Source organism: Sulfitobacter donghicola DSW-25 = KCTC 12864 = JCM 14565 (assembly GCF_000622405.1).
Lineage (GTDB): Bacteria > Pseudomonadota > Alphaproteobacteria > Rhodobacterales > Rhodobacteraceae > Sulfitobacter > Sulfitobacter donghicola.
Genome location: NZ_JASF01000005.1, coordinates 1130736 through 1144460, shown reverse-complemented (window position 1 = coordinate 1144460; position 13725 = coordinate 1130736). Strand labels below are relative to the sequence as shown.

At 54.8% G+C, this 13725-nt stretch carries 12 protein-coding genes; 8 read left to right on the top strand and 4 right to left on the bottom strand.

Translation table 11 applies throughout. The features are described 5' to 3' along the window. Positions 1-42 precede the first annotated feature (42 nt). A complete protein-coding gene (locus Z948_RS0106430) occupies positions 43-1383 on the top strand; it encodes a M16 family metallopeptidase (RefSeq protein WP_025058741.1) in 1341 nt (446 codons plus the stop codon). Continuing rightward, positions 1380-2690, top strand: a complete 1311-nt coding sequence (locus Z948_RS0106425; RefSeq protein WP_025058740.1) for a M16 family metallopeptidase — start codon at positions 1380-1382, stop codon at positions 2688-2690. Before Z948_RS0106430 ends, Z948_RS0106425 begins: the two co-directional genes overlap by 4 nt. Before the next feature lie 48 nt (positions 2691-2738). Here Z948_RS0106425 and Z948_RS0106420 read toward each other — a convergent pair whose 3' ends face one another. Then, positions 2739-5075, bottom strand: a complete 2337-nt coding sequence (locus Z948_RS0106420; RefSeq protein WP_025058739.1) for an aldehyde dehydrogenase family protein — start codon at positions 5073-5075, stop codon at positions 2739-2741. Between the two features lie 16 nt (positions 5076-5091). Beyond that, complete coding sequence (gene deoC, locus Z948_RS0106415) at positions 5092-6093, bottom strand: deoxyribose-phosphate aldolase (protein WP_025058738.1); 1002 nt, start codon at positions 6091-6093, stop codon at positions 5092-5094. Between the two features lie 379 nt (positions 6094-6472). Here deoC and Z948_RS0106410 point away from each other — a divergent pair, with 379 nt between their 5' ends. The 6 genes from Z948_RS0106410 (at position 6473) to Z948_RS0106385 (ending at position 12292) form a co-directional block, all read left to right on the top strand. Then, a complete protein-coding gene (locus Z948_RS0106410; protein ID WP_025058737.1) occupies positions 6473-6706 on the top strand; it encodes a hypothetical protein in 234 nt (77 codons plus the stop codon). Beyond that, the gene (locus Z948_RS0106405; protein ID WP_025058736.1) at positions 6703-7296 is read left to right on the top strand and encodes a hypothetical protein; all 594 of its coding nucleotides are present in this window, start codon (positions 6703-6705) and stop codon (positions 7294-7296) included. The genes Z948_RS0106410 and Z948_RS0106405 overlap by 4 nt, the downstream gene beginning before the upstream one ends. 188 nt (positions 7297-7484) lie before the next feature. Next, positions 7485-8294, top strand: coding sequence for a bifunctional allantoicase/(S)-ureidoglycine aminohydrolase (locus Z948_RS0106400; protein ID WP_025058735.1), 810 nt, complete (start codon positions 7485-7487; stop codon positions 8292-8294). An 86-nt stretch (positions 8295-8380) separates the two neighbouring features. Then, positions 8381-10228 (top strand): DNA mismatch repair endonuclease MutL, encoded by a 1848-nt coding sequence (gene mutL, locus Z948_RS0106395; protein WP_025058734.1) that lies wholly within the window; start codon positions 8381-8383, stop codon positions 10226-10228. After that, positions 10225-11403, top strand: a complete 1179-nt coding sequence (locus tag Z948_RS0106390) for a DNA recombination protein RmuC (RefSeq protein WP_025058733.1) — start codon at positions 10225-10227, stop codon at positions 11401-11403. Before mutL ends, Z948_RS0106390 begins: the two co-directional genes overlap by 4 nt. Positions 11404-11560: 157 nt before the next feature. Beyond that, a complete protein-coding gene (locus Z948_RS0106385; protein WP_025058732.1) occupies positions 11561-12292 on the top strand; it encodes an SDR family NAD(P)-dependent oxidoreductase in 732 nt (243 codons plus the stop codon). Between the two features lie 101 nt (positions 12293-12393). Here Z948_RS0106385 and Z948_RS0106380 read toward each other — a convergent pair whose 3' ends face one another. Next, positions 12394-13011, bottom strand: a complete 618-nt coding sequence (locus Z948_RS0106380) for a glutathione S-transferase family protein (protein WP_025058731.1) — start codon at positions 13009-13011, stop codon at positions 12394-12396. Between the two features lie 12 nt (positions 13012-13023). Then, on the bottom strand, positions 13024-13677 hold the full coding sequence (locus Z948_RS0106375; protein ID WP_025058730.1) for a histidine phosphatase family protein: 654 nt from the start codon (positions 13675-13677) through the stop codon (positions 13024-13026). Positions 13678-13725 lie beyond the last annotated feature (48 nt).

Sequence of the window (13725 nt, the reverse complement as noted above, 5' to 3'; positions counted from 1 at the left end):
TGTTGTACAAAACCGTTCCGCCGACCGAAAAGGAAACCCTTGATGTTGCGATACCTTCATACCGCGTTACTGTCTGCGATCATCTTACCTACCACATTGCTGGCCGAGACCAGCGGGAAGGTCACCGATTTTGAACTTGATAACGGCATGCAGGTCGTTGTGGTCGAAGATCACCGCGCGCCAGTTGTTCAGCATATGCTGTGGTATCGGGCCGGATCAGCGGATGAGCCCAAAGGCACTTCGGGGATCGCGCATTTTCTAGAACACCTTCTGTTCAAAGCGACCGACACGTTAGAAGCGGGTGAACTTTCGGCGACCGTAGCAGCGAACGGCGGCACTGATAACGCGTTTACCAGCTATGATTACACAGCTTATTTCCAACGCATCGCAGCGGATCGGCTGGAACTGATGATGACGATGGAAGCGGATCGGATGAAAAACATCCGCATCACCCAACAAAACATCGAAACCGAACGTGACGTGATTATCGAGGAACGCAACCAGCGCACCGAAAACAGCCCTCAGGCCTTGTTCGGAGAACAGCTGAGCGCGGCGCAATATCTAAACCATCACTATGGTATTCCCATCATCGGCTGGATGCACGAAATGGAAGAATTGAGCCTAGAGGATGCGTTGGATTTTTATGAGCTGAATTATTCTCCCAACAATGCGATCTTGGTGGTGTCAGGTGATGTAACCCCTGAAGAGGTGCGTACCCTTGCTGAAAAGCACTATGGCCCGATCCCTGCCAACCCAGACCTGAAAGAGCGCCGACGCACTGAAGAACCACCCCAGAACGCAGAGCGTCGCGTTTTGTACCGTGATGCCCGTGTCGCGCAGCCCTATGTTTCGCGCAGCTATTTAGTGCCTGAACGCGACAGCGGCGCGCAGGAAACTGCAGCGGCATTGATGATGCTGGCCGAAATTCTAGGGGGTGGCTCAACGTCATTCCTGACTGAAAAGCTGCAGTTTGACGAACAAATCGCAACCTATTCAGCTGCTTGGTATTCAGGCGTTTCGCTAGACGACACAACCTTTCGGATGATCATTGTACCAGCAGCAGGCGTGAGCCTAGAAGAGGGTGAAGCGGCTTTGGATAAAACCATCGCAGCATTTCTGGAAGAAGGCGTTGATCAGGAACAGCTGGACCGGATCAAACTCCAGATACGCGCGGCCGAAATCTATGCCCAAGACAATGTTGATGGCATCGCAAATCGCTATGGGCGTGCGCTTACCTCGGGCCTGACCGTTAAGGACGTACAAGAATGGCCCGAAATTCTGGATGCGGTCACAGCCGAAGATATTATGCAAGCAGCAAGCCTGCTAAAACGTGAGGCCTCTGTCACCGGATGGCTGATGCGCCCAGAAGGAGAGTCCCAATGATCCGTTTTGCAACTGCCGCATTCATCGGTGCTACTGCTGCACTACCTGCCTTTGCCGACGTAGATATTCAGGCTGTGACCTCTGACGGAGGGATAAAGGCGTGGTTGGTGGAAGAGCACTCACTACCGTTCGTCGCTATAGAGATTTCGTTTCTTGGCGGCACTTCGTTGGACGTCGAAGGGAAGCGTGGTGCGATTAATCTGATGACCGGCCTTTTGGAAGAAGGCTCGGGTGATTTGGATGCCCGCGCCTTTGCGCGCGCGGGTGAAGAGCTTGCCACTAGCTTTGGGTTTAGCTCTGGGCCGGATAGTTTGACGGTTTCGGCTCGGTTTTTGACAGAGAATTTTGATGCATCGGTCGCCTTGTTACGGGATGTTCTACAGTCTCCCCGCTTTGATGACGCTGATGTTGAACGGGTACGAGCACAGGTGATTTCCGGTTTGGCATTTGACGAAAAAGACCCAAACGACATCGCGTCGAGGACCTTTGCGCAGATGGCTTACGGCGATCACCCCTATGGCAGCGTCGATGCAGGGACACCTGAATCAGTTGCTGCTCTTACGCGGGACGATCTGTTCGAAGCGCACAAAAACGTGCTGGTCCGTGACCGCGTGTTGGTTGGTGCATCAGGTGATATCACACCAGAACAATTGGGTGCATTGGTTGATACGCTGTTAGAAGGTTTGCCTGAAAGCGGCCCAGCATTACCGCCAAAGGTGGAACCACAGATTAGTGGCGGAACAACTGTGGTGGATTTCGAAACACCGCAGTCGGTCGCGCTATTTGGACAACGTGGGATTGCGGTAGACGATGACGATTATTTTGCAGCGATCATCCTGAACCAAGTGTTGGGCGGGGGGTCTTTTGAAAGTCGCCTGATGAACGAAGTCCGTGAAAAACGCGGCCTGACTTATGGGGTGTATTCATATCTATCTCCGCGTGATCTGGCGAATAGCTACATGGGGTCTGTCAGCTCGGCCAACGATCGTATCGCCGAAGCAATCGAGGTGATCCGAGATCAATGGCGACTGGCGGCGGAGGAAGGCCTGACAGAGGAAGAAGTGCAAGACGCCAAGACATACCTGACGGGATCCTATCCGCTACGGTTTGACGGCAACGGCACTATTGCGGGCATTCTTGTTGGAATGCAGTCAATTGGCCTTGATCCTGAGTATGTAAAAACGCGCAATGCGCGGGTTGATCGTGTGACGACTGAAGAAGTCAAACGTGTCGCCGCTGAACTATTGGATCCTGATGCACTGCATTTTGTGGTTGTGGGGCAACCTGAAGGGTTGGCTTCCGAATAACCGGTTCAGTACTGCATCCCTGTGACGGGGTGCAGTACTGGGTTTTTATTACTCGCCGTAAGGGACCCAGATATTTTTGATCTCGGTTGCTTGGCTGAGGAAGGTTTTGGCGGGCGGCGTGGCCCAATCAATGGCTTTGCCATTCTGCACCCAAGTCCGCTTTAGGTTGCTGGCTGAACCTGCCTCGACAACCTGATCGAGATCGGGATCACCAAAGCTCCAGACTGCATCAATATCCATGTGGCGGGCCATGGCATCGGCGACATCGCCTTGTGGGCCAGTCAGGATATTCACCACACCGGCAGGAACGTCGGATGTTTCCAGAACTTGGCTAAAGTCGGTCGCGGCCAGCGGGAAAGGTTCGGACGCGCTGAGGATCACGCGGTTACCCATTGCAATGGCTGGTGCCATCGCGCCGACCAGCCCTGCCAACGGTGCCGCAGCCGAGCAAAGCGCGCCGATAACACCAACAGGCTCTTTCATCGCCATCGCGACCCCGCGAATGGGTACGCCATGGACCTGACCGTCATATTTGTCGGCCCAAGCCGCATAGGTGAACAAGCTCTGTACAGCGGCTTCAACTTCTTTCGCACCTGTTTTTCCGCCCTGCATTTGGTCCAGACGGTGGGCGAACTCCTCGGCACGGGCAGTCAGGTTTTCGGCGATGAAATACAGAATTTGGGCGCGTAGGTGCCCTGTGGTCTTGCTCCAGCCTTTGGCGGCATGTGCGGCCTCAACCGCGTTGCGTACATCTTTGCGGCTTGCCTGAGGTGCGTGGCCTAACAGGACGCCGTTCTTGGCCCAAACCTGTGCCGAGTAACCGCTGTCAGGTCGCGCTTGTTTGCCACCGATATACAATTTGGCAGTGCGGTCGATCCCATCACTGGGCGCGCCGCTGCCTGTCATCGGTGCAATCGGTTTCACCTGCTTTTGGGGCGCTTTGGATTTCGTATAAGCGCTGAGCCCTTCCCAGCCGCCTTCACGGCCAAAGCCGCTTTCTCTGACGCCGCCAAAGCCTGCGGCGGCATCCATCATGTTAGTGCCATTGATCCAAACGATCCCCGCGACCAGTTTCGGCGCGATATCCAGCGCGAGGTTAACATTCTCACTCCAGATCGTAGCCGCCAGCCCATAGCGGGTGTTGTTCGCGATGCTTACCGCCTCGGCGGGGGTGCGGAAGGTGGAGGACACCAACACAGGGCCAAAGATCTCTTCCTGCATGAGCGTGTCGGCGGGCTGGAGATCGGTGATCAGGGTGGGGGGATAAAAGCTGCCAGTCTCGGGGATCGCGCAATCGGCGACATAGGTCTCACCTGCGGTATTGGCCGAAACAAGCGCCGAAATGGTTTCGTGTTGTTTAGGATCAACGATCGCACCGACATCGATGCTTTTGTCCAGCGGAGAACCAACCCGCAATTTGTCCATCCGCGCCCGCAATTTGGTGTGGAATAAATCGGCGACAGGTTCATGGACCAGCAAACGTGATCCGGCACAGCAGACTTGGCCCTGATTAAACCAAATCGCATCCACCAATCCTTCGACTGCGGAATCGATATCCGCATCGTCGAAAACGATATAGGGCGATTTACCCCCCAGTTCGAGCGTTAGAGCCTTGCCGCTGCCTGCCGTTGCCTCGCGAATGCGCCGCCCCACTGCGGTAGAGCCAGTAAAGGCGACCTTGTCGACATCTGCCGAAACAACCATTTCACCCACCGCACCGTCACCCGTGACGATGTTCACAACGCCCTTTGGCACGCCTGCTTGGCCACAGATGTCAGCAAACAGCATTGCGGTGAGCGAGGTATATTCAGCGGGTTTCAGAACAACCGTGTTGCCCATCGCCAATGCCGGAGCGATCTTCCACGCCAGCATCAAAAGAGGGAAGTTCCACGGGATAACCTGACCGCAAACACCCAGCGCCTGCGCGTCTGGCAATTCGCTTGGCATAAGCTGCGCCATGCCTGCATGAAAATAAAAGTGACGCTGCGCCTGTGGGATATCAATATCACGCGCTTCGCGGATCGGTTTTCCGTTATCAAGGCTTTCCAGCACCGCGAACAGGCGGCTGTGCTTTTGCAGCAGACGTGCGAGAGCGTACAACACTTTTGCCCGTGCTGGGCCACCCGCTGCCTCCCATTTCGGTTGGGCGCGACGGGCGGCTTTTACGGCGGCGTCCACATCTGCTTGGGTGCCCTGCGTGAGCGTGGCCAATACGTCGCCCGTTGCGGGATTGCGGGTTTCAAAGGGCGTGCCAGCGGCGGTCATTTCCCCGTCGATAAAGTGGCCAAACTTGCCACCTTGATCAACAATCCACGCCAAAGCCTCGGCGGCGGATTCAGGTGCGGTACCATAGTCCATGGTCTCGAAAATTTCGGAAACGGTCATGTGTGTGCCTCGTGGCTCAGGATGTTGGGTGGCGATAGCCAGCGGAGTAAGCGCCGCTAACGTGGTGTTCTAACTGGCGCTCAATATCATTTAGCAGCGAGGACGCGCCAAAGCGGAATAGGTCGGGTTGCAACCACCGATCACCCAGCTCTTCCTTGATCAGGGCAAGGTATGTGATTGCATCTTTGGCCTTTGAAATGCCGCCAGCAGGCTTATAGCCGACACGCAAACCGGTGCGGTCATAATAGTCGCGAATGGCGCGGATCATGACCAAGGTAACGGGCAGCGTGGCATTCACGCTTTCCTTTCCTGTTGAGGTCTTGATGAAATCGGCACCCGCCATCATGCACACCAACGAGGCGCGCGCGACATTGCGCAAACTGCCCAGCTCACCAGTCGCAAGGATCGCCTTTACATGGGCTTCGCCGCATGCATCGCGAAAGGCCCGCATCTCATCATACAACGCTTGCCAGTTGCCCTCTAAAACATGTCTACGCGAGATCACGATATCAATCTCGGTGGCACCGGCTGCAACGCTTTGTTCGATTTCGGCGATGCGAAGAGGCAGGGGCGACAGACCAGCAGGAAACCCTGTGGAAACTGCTGCAACGGGAATGCCGCTGCCGCGCAGAGCCTCAACCGCGGGTTCGACCATTTCGTGGTAAACGCAGACAGCCCCCGTTGTAATGGGCTCTACCCCTAATGCTGCCAGCGTTTTGGTCGCTACAGGTTGTTTCGCCTTGGCACAAAGGCGCGCAACCCGCCTAGCTGTGTCATCGCCAGACAAGGTGGTCAGATCAATGCAGGTGATCGCTTTTAATAACCAAGCGGCCTGATACTCTTTTTTGACAGATCGGCGGGCAGGCAAGGACGCGGCACGGCGTTCGATGGCGGATGTATTCGCCTGCGCACTCAACACCCAATTCAAATCCAGCGGGATACCGGCATTTCGGGGCTCGGTTACCTGCGGAAGATGGGCAGTAGCAGCGGAAACGGGCTGAATCGTATCAACAGACATGGGACGGCACCTTTCGGGAAATTCTTGCCTAAACTCGCATGTGACCAAGGCGTGATGCAAGGCGAAGAAGCGCCTGCGCCGTTAGGTCAATCGTTTTCCAATCGTGAGGATTATGGGCTGTGTTTGGAGTTTGTGGCGCAAAGATAAAAATTCACCATGCAACCTAGGGATGAAATTTTGGCCCAGTTTGAAAGTATCCACACGTAACAAGAGTGGGGCAATCCCGCTTGGGCCTAGGTTTTGAAAAATATCCGAATCGTGATTCGTTTTTACTTTGACGAGTGATTCTCTATCAGCCTATATCTGGTGCCATATTCTTCGAAACACCGTCTTTGTGGCTGTTACCGCTATTTCCGGTGTGCATAGCCTAGGGGGCGGAATGAAGAAAGAAACAGCGATTTTCGCCGCGATGTTGGGGGTTGGCGCCACAATGTCGTTAGCAAATGAATACAATGTGAATGGACAGGATCAGTTCATGTTTGAAGGCAGCGAAACCCGTATTTCGCCTGTGTTCCTGCATGCGAGGCCTCCGTTAGACGAAAATCGCTACTACGGTGGTGGCATACAGGTTTGGTCCGCTTTGGGCCTGACACTTCAGGAACAAGCAAAGTGACGCAGCAAAATCCGAAAATTTCATTCACAAGCATTCGCAGCGGTGAAGAATTGGCTGAACAGCCAGAACAGTTGGTCACACAGCCAGAACAGCCAGAGCAATTGGTCACACAGCCAGAACCGGTACCAGAACCTGAACAGGTTGAACCTCAGAAAAAGAGGCAAGTTGTTCATGTTCCCTCACCCGTTTTTGAGCCAGAGCCAGAAGCGCCAGTTTTCGCAGCGACTGGTTTGATGTCTCCTGCCGATCCAAGCTTTCTGAGGCGGAACGCACAGTTGCTAGGTCTGATTGCGTTTTTGTGCTTCACCTTTTTGATGGGGATGTCGACGGCCTATTTGATTTTCAGCGGTGATTTCGCTGAACAACCCATTGCGATGGAGAAAACCACATCATTTGCGTTGAATACACAGGCTGCAGAATTCGGCGCGCAACGCATCATTTCTCTGCAGGGCGGGGATCGCCTTGCGGATATTTCGCTGCACTCTTATGGAACGCCAAACGCCGACCAGCAGCTTTTTGAGGCGACCCAAGACACGTTACAATCACCCGACAAGATCCAAGTAGGCCAGCGGTTAATAATACCCAGCTGACATAAAAATAATAAAAATTGACGTCTCGACGGCGTCGGGTGAGCGGCAGGCCGGACAGAGATGTCCGGCCTGACTGTTTTTAGGGGTGAGTTTGGGGTTTTGATAAGGGATGGTAAGTTTTGAGGCCTTAGGGCAGGAATAAACCAACTGATCATTATGCCTGTTGTTTCCCAAGCCGGAGTATCAAAATGAAATACGCCTTTCCCCCTGCCGGACTGCCGGATCAATCAGAGTCGCCCGAAGGGACGGCCGTTTTCACGGATGCTTACGCGGTTCTTCCCGCTGTCACTCAGCGTGATATTGTCACCAGCTATCTGCCCAATTGGACAGGTATGCGGATGTGGGTGTTGGCGCGCCCTCTTTCAGGTTTTGCTGAAACCTTTAGCCAGTATGCGGTCGAGCTTTCTCCGGGTGGGGGATCGGATGCGCCAGAGATAGACGAAGAGGCGCAATCGGTTGTGTTTGTCGCGTCGGGACAGATTGTTTTGAACATAGACGGCGCGCGCCACGTGCTAGAGGCGGGCGGCTACGCTTACATTCCGCCAGATACGGTTTGGACAATCTGGAACGATGGCAAAACCGCCAGCCAATTCCATTGGATCCGCAAGCGATATATCGGGGCAGAGGGTGTCGATGTACCAGAGGCATTTGTAACCTCCGATCAGGCGGTCGCGCCGACCGAGATGCCCGATTGCGACGGTGTTTGGGCAACAACCCGTTTTGTAGACCCCACTGACCTGCGCCATGATATGCACGTGAACATCGTCACCTTCCAACCAGGTGGGCGCATTCCTTTTGCAGAAACCCATGTGATGGAACACGGGCTGTACGTGCTGCAAGGGTCAGCCGATTATCTATTGAACAAGGATTGGGTGCCTGTGGAAGCAGGTGATTTCATGTGGCTGCGCGCGTTTTGTCCCCAAGCATGTATTGCAACTGGCGACCAGCCATTCCGGTATCTGCTCTACAAAGATGTGAACCGCCATATGCCGCTATAGGCTGTCGGAAAGCATATAAAAACTGCTGGGGATAACCCTGCGCAGCGGGTTTCAGAATCGTGCCTGCCTGTGCTAAGTCTTGCGGCATGGCTCAACCGACCCCCAACATAAGCGCATCACAGCCCGTAATCCGCCAATTGGATGAAACGGCGATCAACCGCATTGCCGCTGGCGAAGTTGTTGAACGTCCGGCCTCGGCGGTGAAAGAGCTGGTAGAAAACGCTATTGATGCAGGGGCGACACGGATCACTATTGAGTACGCCGATGGCGGTAAGACCCTTATCCGCGTGACGGATGACGGTTGCGGCATCTCGGGTGATGATCTCCCTTTGGCGCTGTCGCGTCACGCAACATCCAAGATTGACGGCTCGGACTTGCTCAACATTCATTCCTTCGGATTTCGGGGAGAGGCCTTGCCATCGCTCGGCTCGGTTGGCCGATTGACCATCACCAGCCGTGCCAAAGGGCATGAGGGCGCAGAGATAAATGTGACGGGTGGTAAACATGAAGCGGTCAAACCCGCAGGGCTGAGCGCGGGCACGGTCGTTACGCTCCGCGACCTTTTCTATGCAACGCCAGCGCGGCTCAAATTCCTGCGCACGGATCGTGCCGAGGCACAGGCGATTGGGGATGTGATCAAGCGTTTGGCGATGGCGGAGCCGTTTGTGCGGTTTGTTTTGCGTGACGTATCTGGTGACGGGCCGGGGCGAGACGTGTTTCGCGCCGAGGCCGAACAAGGCGAGATGTTTGAGGCGCTTCATGGCCGTCTACGTCAGGTCTTGGGTAAGGATTTTGCTGAAAACGCCTTGCCGATCGACGCAGAGCGCGAGGGATTTCACCTAACGGGCTTTGCGGCGCTGCCGACCTATTCGCGCGGCAGCGCGGTTGCGCAATATCTGTTTGTGAATGGCCGACCTGTTAAAGACAAAATGCTAATCGGTGCGCTTCGCGGGGCCTATTTCGATTTCCTCAGCCGTGATCGCCATCCTGCTGCCGCCCTATTTGTGGATTGTGACCCCAATTTGGTCGATGTGAACGTTCACCCCGCCAAATCCGAAGTCCGCTTTCGCGATCCTGGTGTCGTGCGGGGGTTGATTGTCTCGGCGCTGCGCCATGCGCTGGCGAATGCAGGTCACCGCGCGTCTAGCACGGTGGCGGATGCGACCTTGGGTGCGATGCGCCCCGAGAATACAGGCGAGGCCCGCGTTTACCAGATGGACCGCCCTTCAACGGGGGCGCGGCACACGTCCTATCAGGCCCAAGCCCCCGAAGGGTTTGCCGAAATGCGCGGCATGTGGGGGCGGGTGGAAACGCCCGTTACAGAACCATCGGTTGAAGCCGAACAGCCCATTGAATATCCACTGGGCACTGCCCGCGGTCAGGTGCATGAAAACTATATTATCGCCCAAACAGCGACGGGTATGGTGATCGTTGATCAGCACGCCGCGCATGAACGTCTGGTCTATGAAAAGCTGAAAAACCAGATGGCGGAAAACGGTGTCGCGTCTCAGGCTTTGCTTATCCCCGATATTATCGAGCTTTCCGCGTCCGAACGTGCTTTGATCCTCAGCGTTGCTGATGAATTGGCAAAATTCGGGCTTGGTCTAGAACCCTTTGGCGGTGACGCTATCGCCGTGCGTGAAACGCCCGCGATCTTGGGTGAGGTCAACGCCGAAGCCATGGTGCGTGACATCATTGATGAGCTGGAGGGCGAGGGTGAAAGCCTGTTGGTGCAGGCCCGTATCGAAGCGATCCTGAGCCGCGTTGCCTGCCATGGGTCGATCCGCTCGGGCCGATGGATGCGCGGTGAAGAGATGAACGCGCTTTTGCGCGAGATGGAGGCAACCCCACATTCGGGTCAGTGTAACCATGGCCGCCCCACTTATGTTGAACTAAAACTCACCGATATTGAACGGCTGTTCGGACGTACATGATCCAGCTAGGCGAAGTGCAGTTTGATCTGAACGATCCCGTTGTTCTGGGGCTGGCCATTGGCATTGGCATCCTTTGTCTGGTGCTGGTTTTACTGTGCCTCGTGCTCCTGCGCCCAACGCGTATCCCTGCGCCGTTGTCGCAGCAGCTTCACCGTCTTGGCAGTGGCCAAGAGCAGTTGCGTGGAAACCTGCAAACCGTGTCTGACACACAAGCGCACGCGCAAACACAACTGATCCAAAGCCTCGAGACACGGCTGGCCACCGTTCAATTGCAGATGCAGCAGCAGCTGGCCCAGATGCAAGAACGCACCAATCAAAGTCTGCATGGATCAGCACAACGGACGACAACCAGCCTGACCCAGCTACAAGAGCGGCTGGCCGTCATTGATAAGGCGCAGAACAACATCACCAAACTGTCGGGGGATGTTTTGTCTTTGCAGGATATCCTGAGCAACAAACAAACGCGCGGCGCGTTTGGTGAAATTCAGCTGAATGACATCGTGTCAAAGGCGCTACCCTCTGACAGTTACACCATGCAAAAAACGCTGAGCAACGGGCGCAGAGCCGATTGCTTGATCCATCTGCCCAACCCTCCAGGGCCGATTGTGATAGACGCCAAATTTCCGCTGGAAGCCTATGAAGCATTGCACCGCGCGCAATCGGATTGGGAGCTGAAATCTGCCGTTGCGAACATGCGGACCAGCGTTCGAAAGCACATTCGTGACATTGCAGAAAAGTACATCTTGGATGGAGAAACAGCCGATGGAGCGCTGATGTTTCTGCCGTCAGAGGCCGTCTATGCAGAGCTTCATGCGAACTTCCCAGAGCTGGTGCGCGAAGGGTTTGATGCGCGGGTGTGGATCGTATCGCCAACGACCTGCATGGCGACCCTGAACACCATGCGCGCCATTCTAAAAGACGCGCGAATGCGCGAACAGGCGGGGGAAATCCGCAAGACATTGCGCCTCTTGCATCGCGACGTTGAGTTGGTGGTGGAGCGCGTGGGTAAACTTGATACGCATTTCCGCCAAGCGCGCGATGATTTGGAAGGGATTGGAACCGCAGCGGAACGTGCTGGCAAACGCGCTGCGCGTTTGGATAACTTTGATTTCGAAGAGGTGACTGGCGAGGACATGCCGCTGCCTATTCACAAGACCAAAGGACCGCCGTCTTGAGCAATGAGTAGGCGCGTACGACTGCCAATTTTTTGTGCAGTTTTTGCTCTGCTTTGGGGTTTTGAAATATCCACCGCAATATTAGCTGATTAACTGAGGTGCACCAAAAGCAGTGGTGCTACCAGAATGGAAATACCAAAGGCAAAGGAAGAACAGCATGACGCAATGGCAAGGCAAACGATATTGGTTGATCGGCGCAAGCGACGGTATAGGCGCAGCTTTGGCCCATCAGCTAAGCCGTGCGGGTGCGGAAGTCGTCCTGTCGGCACGCACGGCCAGTAAGCTGGAAGATGTAGCGAATAATCTGCCAGGCAAATCGCAGTTTGTGCCGCTAGATGTGACCGATACCGCAAGCGTACAAAAAGCAGCGCAAGAAGTGGGTGCTGTCGACGGCGTTATTTACCTTGCTGGTGTCTATTACCCCTTTAGCGCCAAAAATTGGAACGCCGAGCAAGGTGAAGCTATGGCTGATGTCAATTTCACCGGTTTGATGCGTGTGATGGGGCAGGTTGTGCCATCAATGACAGACCGTGATGAGGGGCATATCGTTATCACCTCAAGCCTAGCGGCCTACCGTGGTTTGCGAAAATCAGTCGGTTATGCGGCATCAAAGGCGGCGACGTTGTCTTTGGCAGAAAGCATGTATGCTGATCTGCGCAGCACTGGCGTTAAGGTTCAGGTTGTTAACCCTGGCTTTGTCAAAACGCAGATGACTGAACAAAACAGCTTTTGGATGCCGCAACAGATGGAACCAGAAGACGCGGCGCGCGAAATCTTTGAGCACATGAACACGGATAAGTTCAAAAAGAGCTTTCCGTTTGGGTTGTCGTCCTTGGTTCGGGCATGTCAGTTTTTGCCAGATTGGGTGTATTACCGCCTGCTGGGGTGAAAAAGATGGTCATTTGACCCAACGGTGCCGCCCCTCGGGGCGGCATTTGATGTTTTAGGGGGCACCTGCCGAAAGGTGGCAGTTCGCAATAGAACGCGCGCCTATAGCATCCCTTTGGCGCGCATGGTTTTGACGCTGGCGCGTTCTTCCATCCTGTTCATAAATGCAGTGATGATCGGGAAATCATCAAGGTTCACGCCATCGCCGCTGAGCCAACTGCAAACGATAAACAGGTAAGCATCAGCGATAGAAAATTCCGCGCCACAGACGTAGTCACCTTTTAGGCATTCAGATTCAACATAGGCGGCGCAGGCAGCCATGGTTTCGGGGACTTTAGCGGTCATGTCAGCAAAGCTGGCCTCATTATCCGCCCAGCGGCTTCCCCGCATTTTATGGGCATGGGCGACGTGCATGGTCGAGGCAAGATAATACATGACGCTTCGCATATGGGCTGCGGTTTCAGGCGCCTGTGGAACCAGTTTTGCCGTCGTTGATTTGGCAGCGATATAGTCTAGCAAGGCTCCCGTTTCGGTCAAAACCTCTCCGGTTTTCAGGACAAGGGCAGGAACACGGCCTTTGGGGTTTATTGCCAAATATTCGGGTTGTGATTGACCCGCACTAGCAAAATCAATGCGCGTAAGATCATGTTCGATACCAGCCTCAAGCAAGGCTATCGCGGGTGCGATTGAGATGGTGCCGTTTGCATAGAATAAATTCACATTAAGGCCTTTCTAGATGTTCGTTTTGGACAGGTTGCGTGACGGTGTATCCAGATGCGGTGTGGCATTGAATAGAACCGGTGACAGGTGCCCGCCAATCGGGTGCAGTTGATGCATCGAAGTGTGAAAGATCGCGATCGCCGTTCGTGCTGTGGCTTCGATGCTGAGCTCCATCTGCTGCCCGATGACATGCGCAATCAACCCGCCAGACGTCACGACCAGCGCTGGGCCGGTATCGGCTGCGATCTCTTTCAAAGCATCGCGGATGCGGGATTGAAACTGGTCATACGTTTCTGGTGCGCCTTCCAATTTGTCATCTCTCCAGTGTTTTAGAACCTGTGGGAGGTGATCGATGAATTGGGGCTGTTCGGTGGGAAATGGAATGCCATGTTGTTGTTCCATCAAATTGGCGAGGGTGAAATACTCCAACTCGTTCAATCGGGCGTCGCGGGTAGGGGCAAGGCCAGTTGCCATACCATCGGCAGTTTCGATGTGGCGCTGTAGGGTGCCGGTAAACAGACGGGTGTTATGCGCGCGCGTGTCACGCAGGTGATCGCCTAGCCATTTTGCCTGCTCGTGCCCCAGATCACTTAGGCGGTCATAGCTTGCTTCGTCGGTCGCTGTGGAATTCGCCTGACCGTGACGGATAAGAGTGATGGTAGACATAAGCGCTCCTGTGATTTCCCGTCCTTGATAGGGGAGGTCGTAAAGGGG

Coding starts and splice junctions, on each gene's coding strand:
- Z948_RS0106430 (WP_025058741.1), top strand. CDS start 43: ATGTTGCGATACCTTCATACCGCGTTACTGTCTGCGATCATCTTACCT.
- Z948_RS0106390 (WP_025058733.1), top strand. CDS start 10,225: ATGATCCAGCTAGGCGAAGTGCAGTTTGATCTGAACGATCCCGTTGTT.
- Z948_RS0106410 (WP_025058737.1), top strand. CDS start 6,473: ATGAAGAAAGAAACAGCGATTTTCGCCGCGATGTTGGGGGTTGGCGCC.
- Z948_RS0106425 (WP_025058740.1), top strand. CDS start 1,380: ATGATCCGTTTTGCAACTGCCGCATTCATCGGTGCTACTGCTGCACTA.
- Z948_RS0106375 (WP_025058730.1), bottom strand. CDS start 13,677: ATGTCTACCATCACTCTTATCCGTCACGGTCAGGCGAATTCCACAGCG.
- Z948_RS0106385 (WP_025058732.1), top strand. CDS start 11,561: ATGACGCAATGGCAAGGCAAACGATATTGGTTGATCGGCGCAAGCGAC.
- deoC (WP_025058738.1), bottom strand. CDS start 6,093: ATGTCTGTTGATACGATTCAGCCCGTTTCCGCTGCTACTGCCCATCTT.
- Z948_RS0106400 (WP_025058735.1), top strand. CDS start 7,485: ATGAAATACGCCTTTCCCCCTGCCGGACTGCCGGATCAATCAGAGTCG.
- mutL (WP_025058734.1), top strand. CDS start 8,381: ATGGCTCAACCGACCCCCAACATAAGCGCATCACAGCCCGTAATCCGC.
- Z948_RS0106420 (WP_025058739.1), bottom strand. CDS start 5,075: ATGACCGTTTCCGAAATTTTCGAGACCATGGACTATGGTACCGCACCT.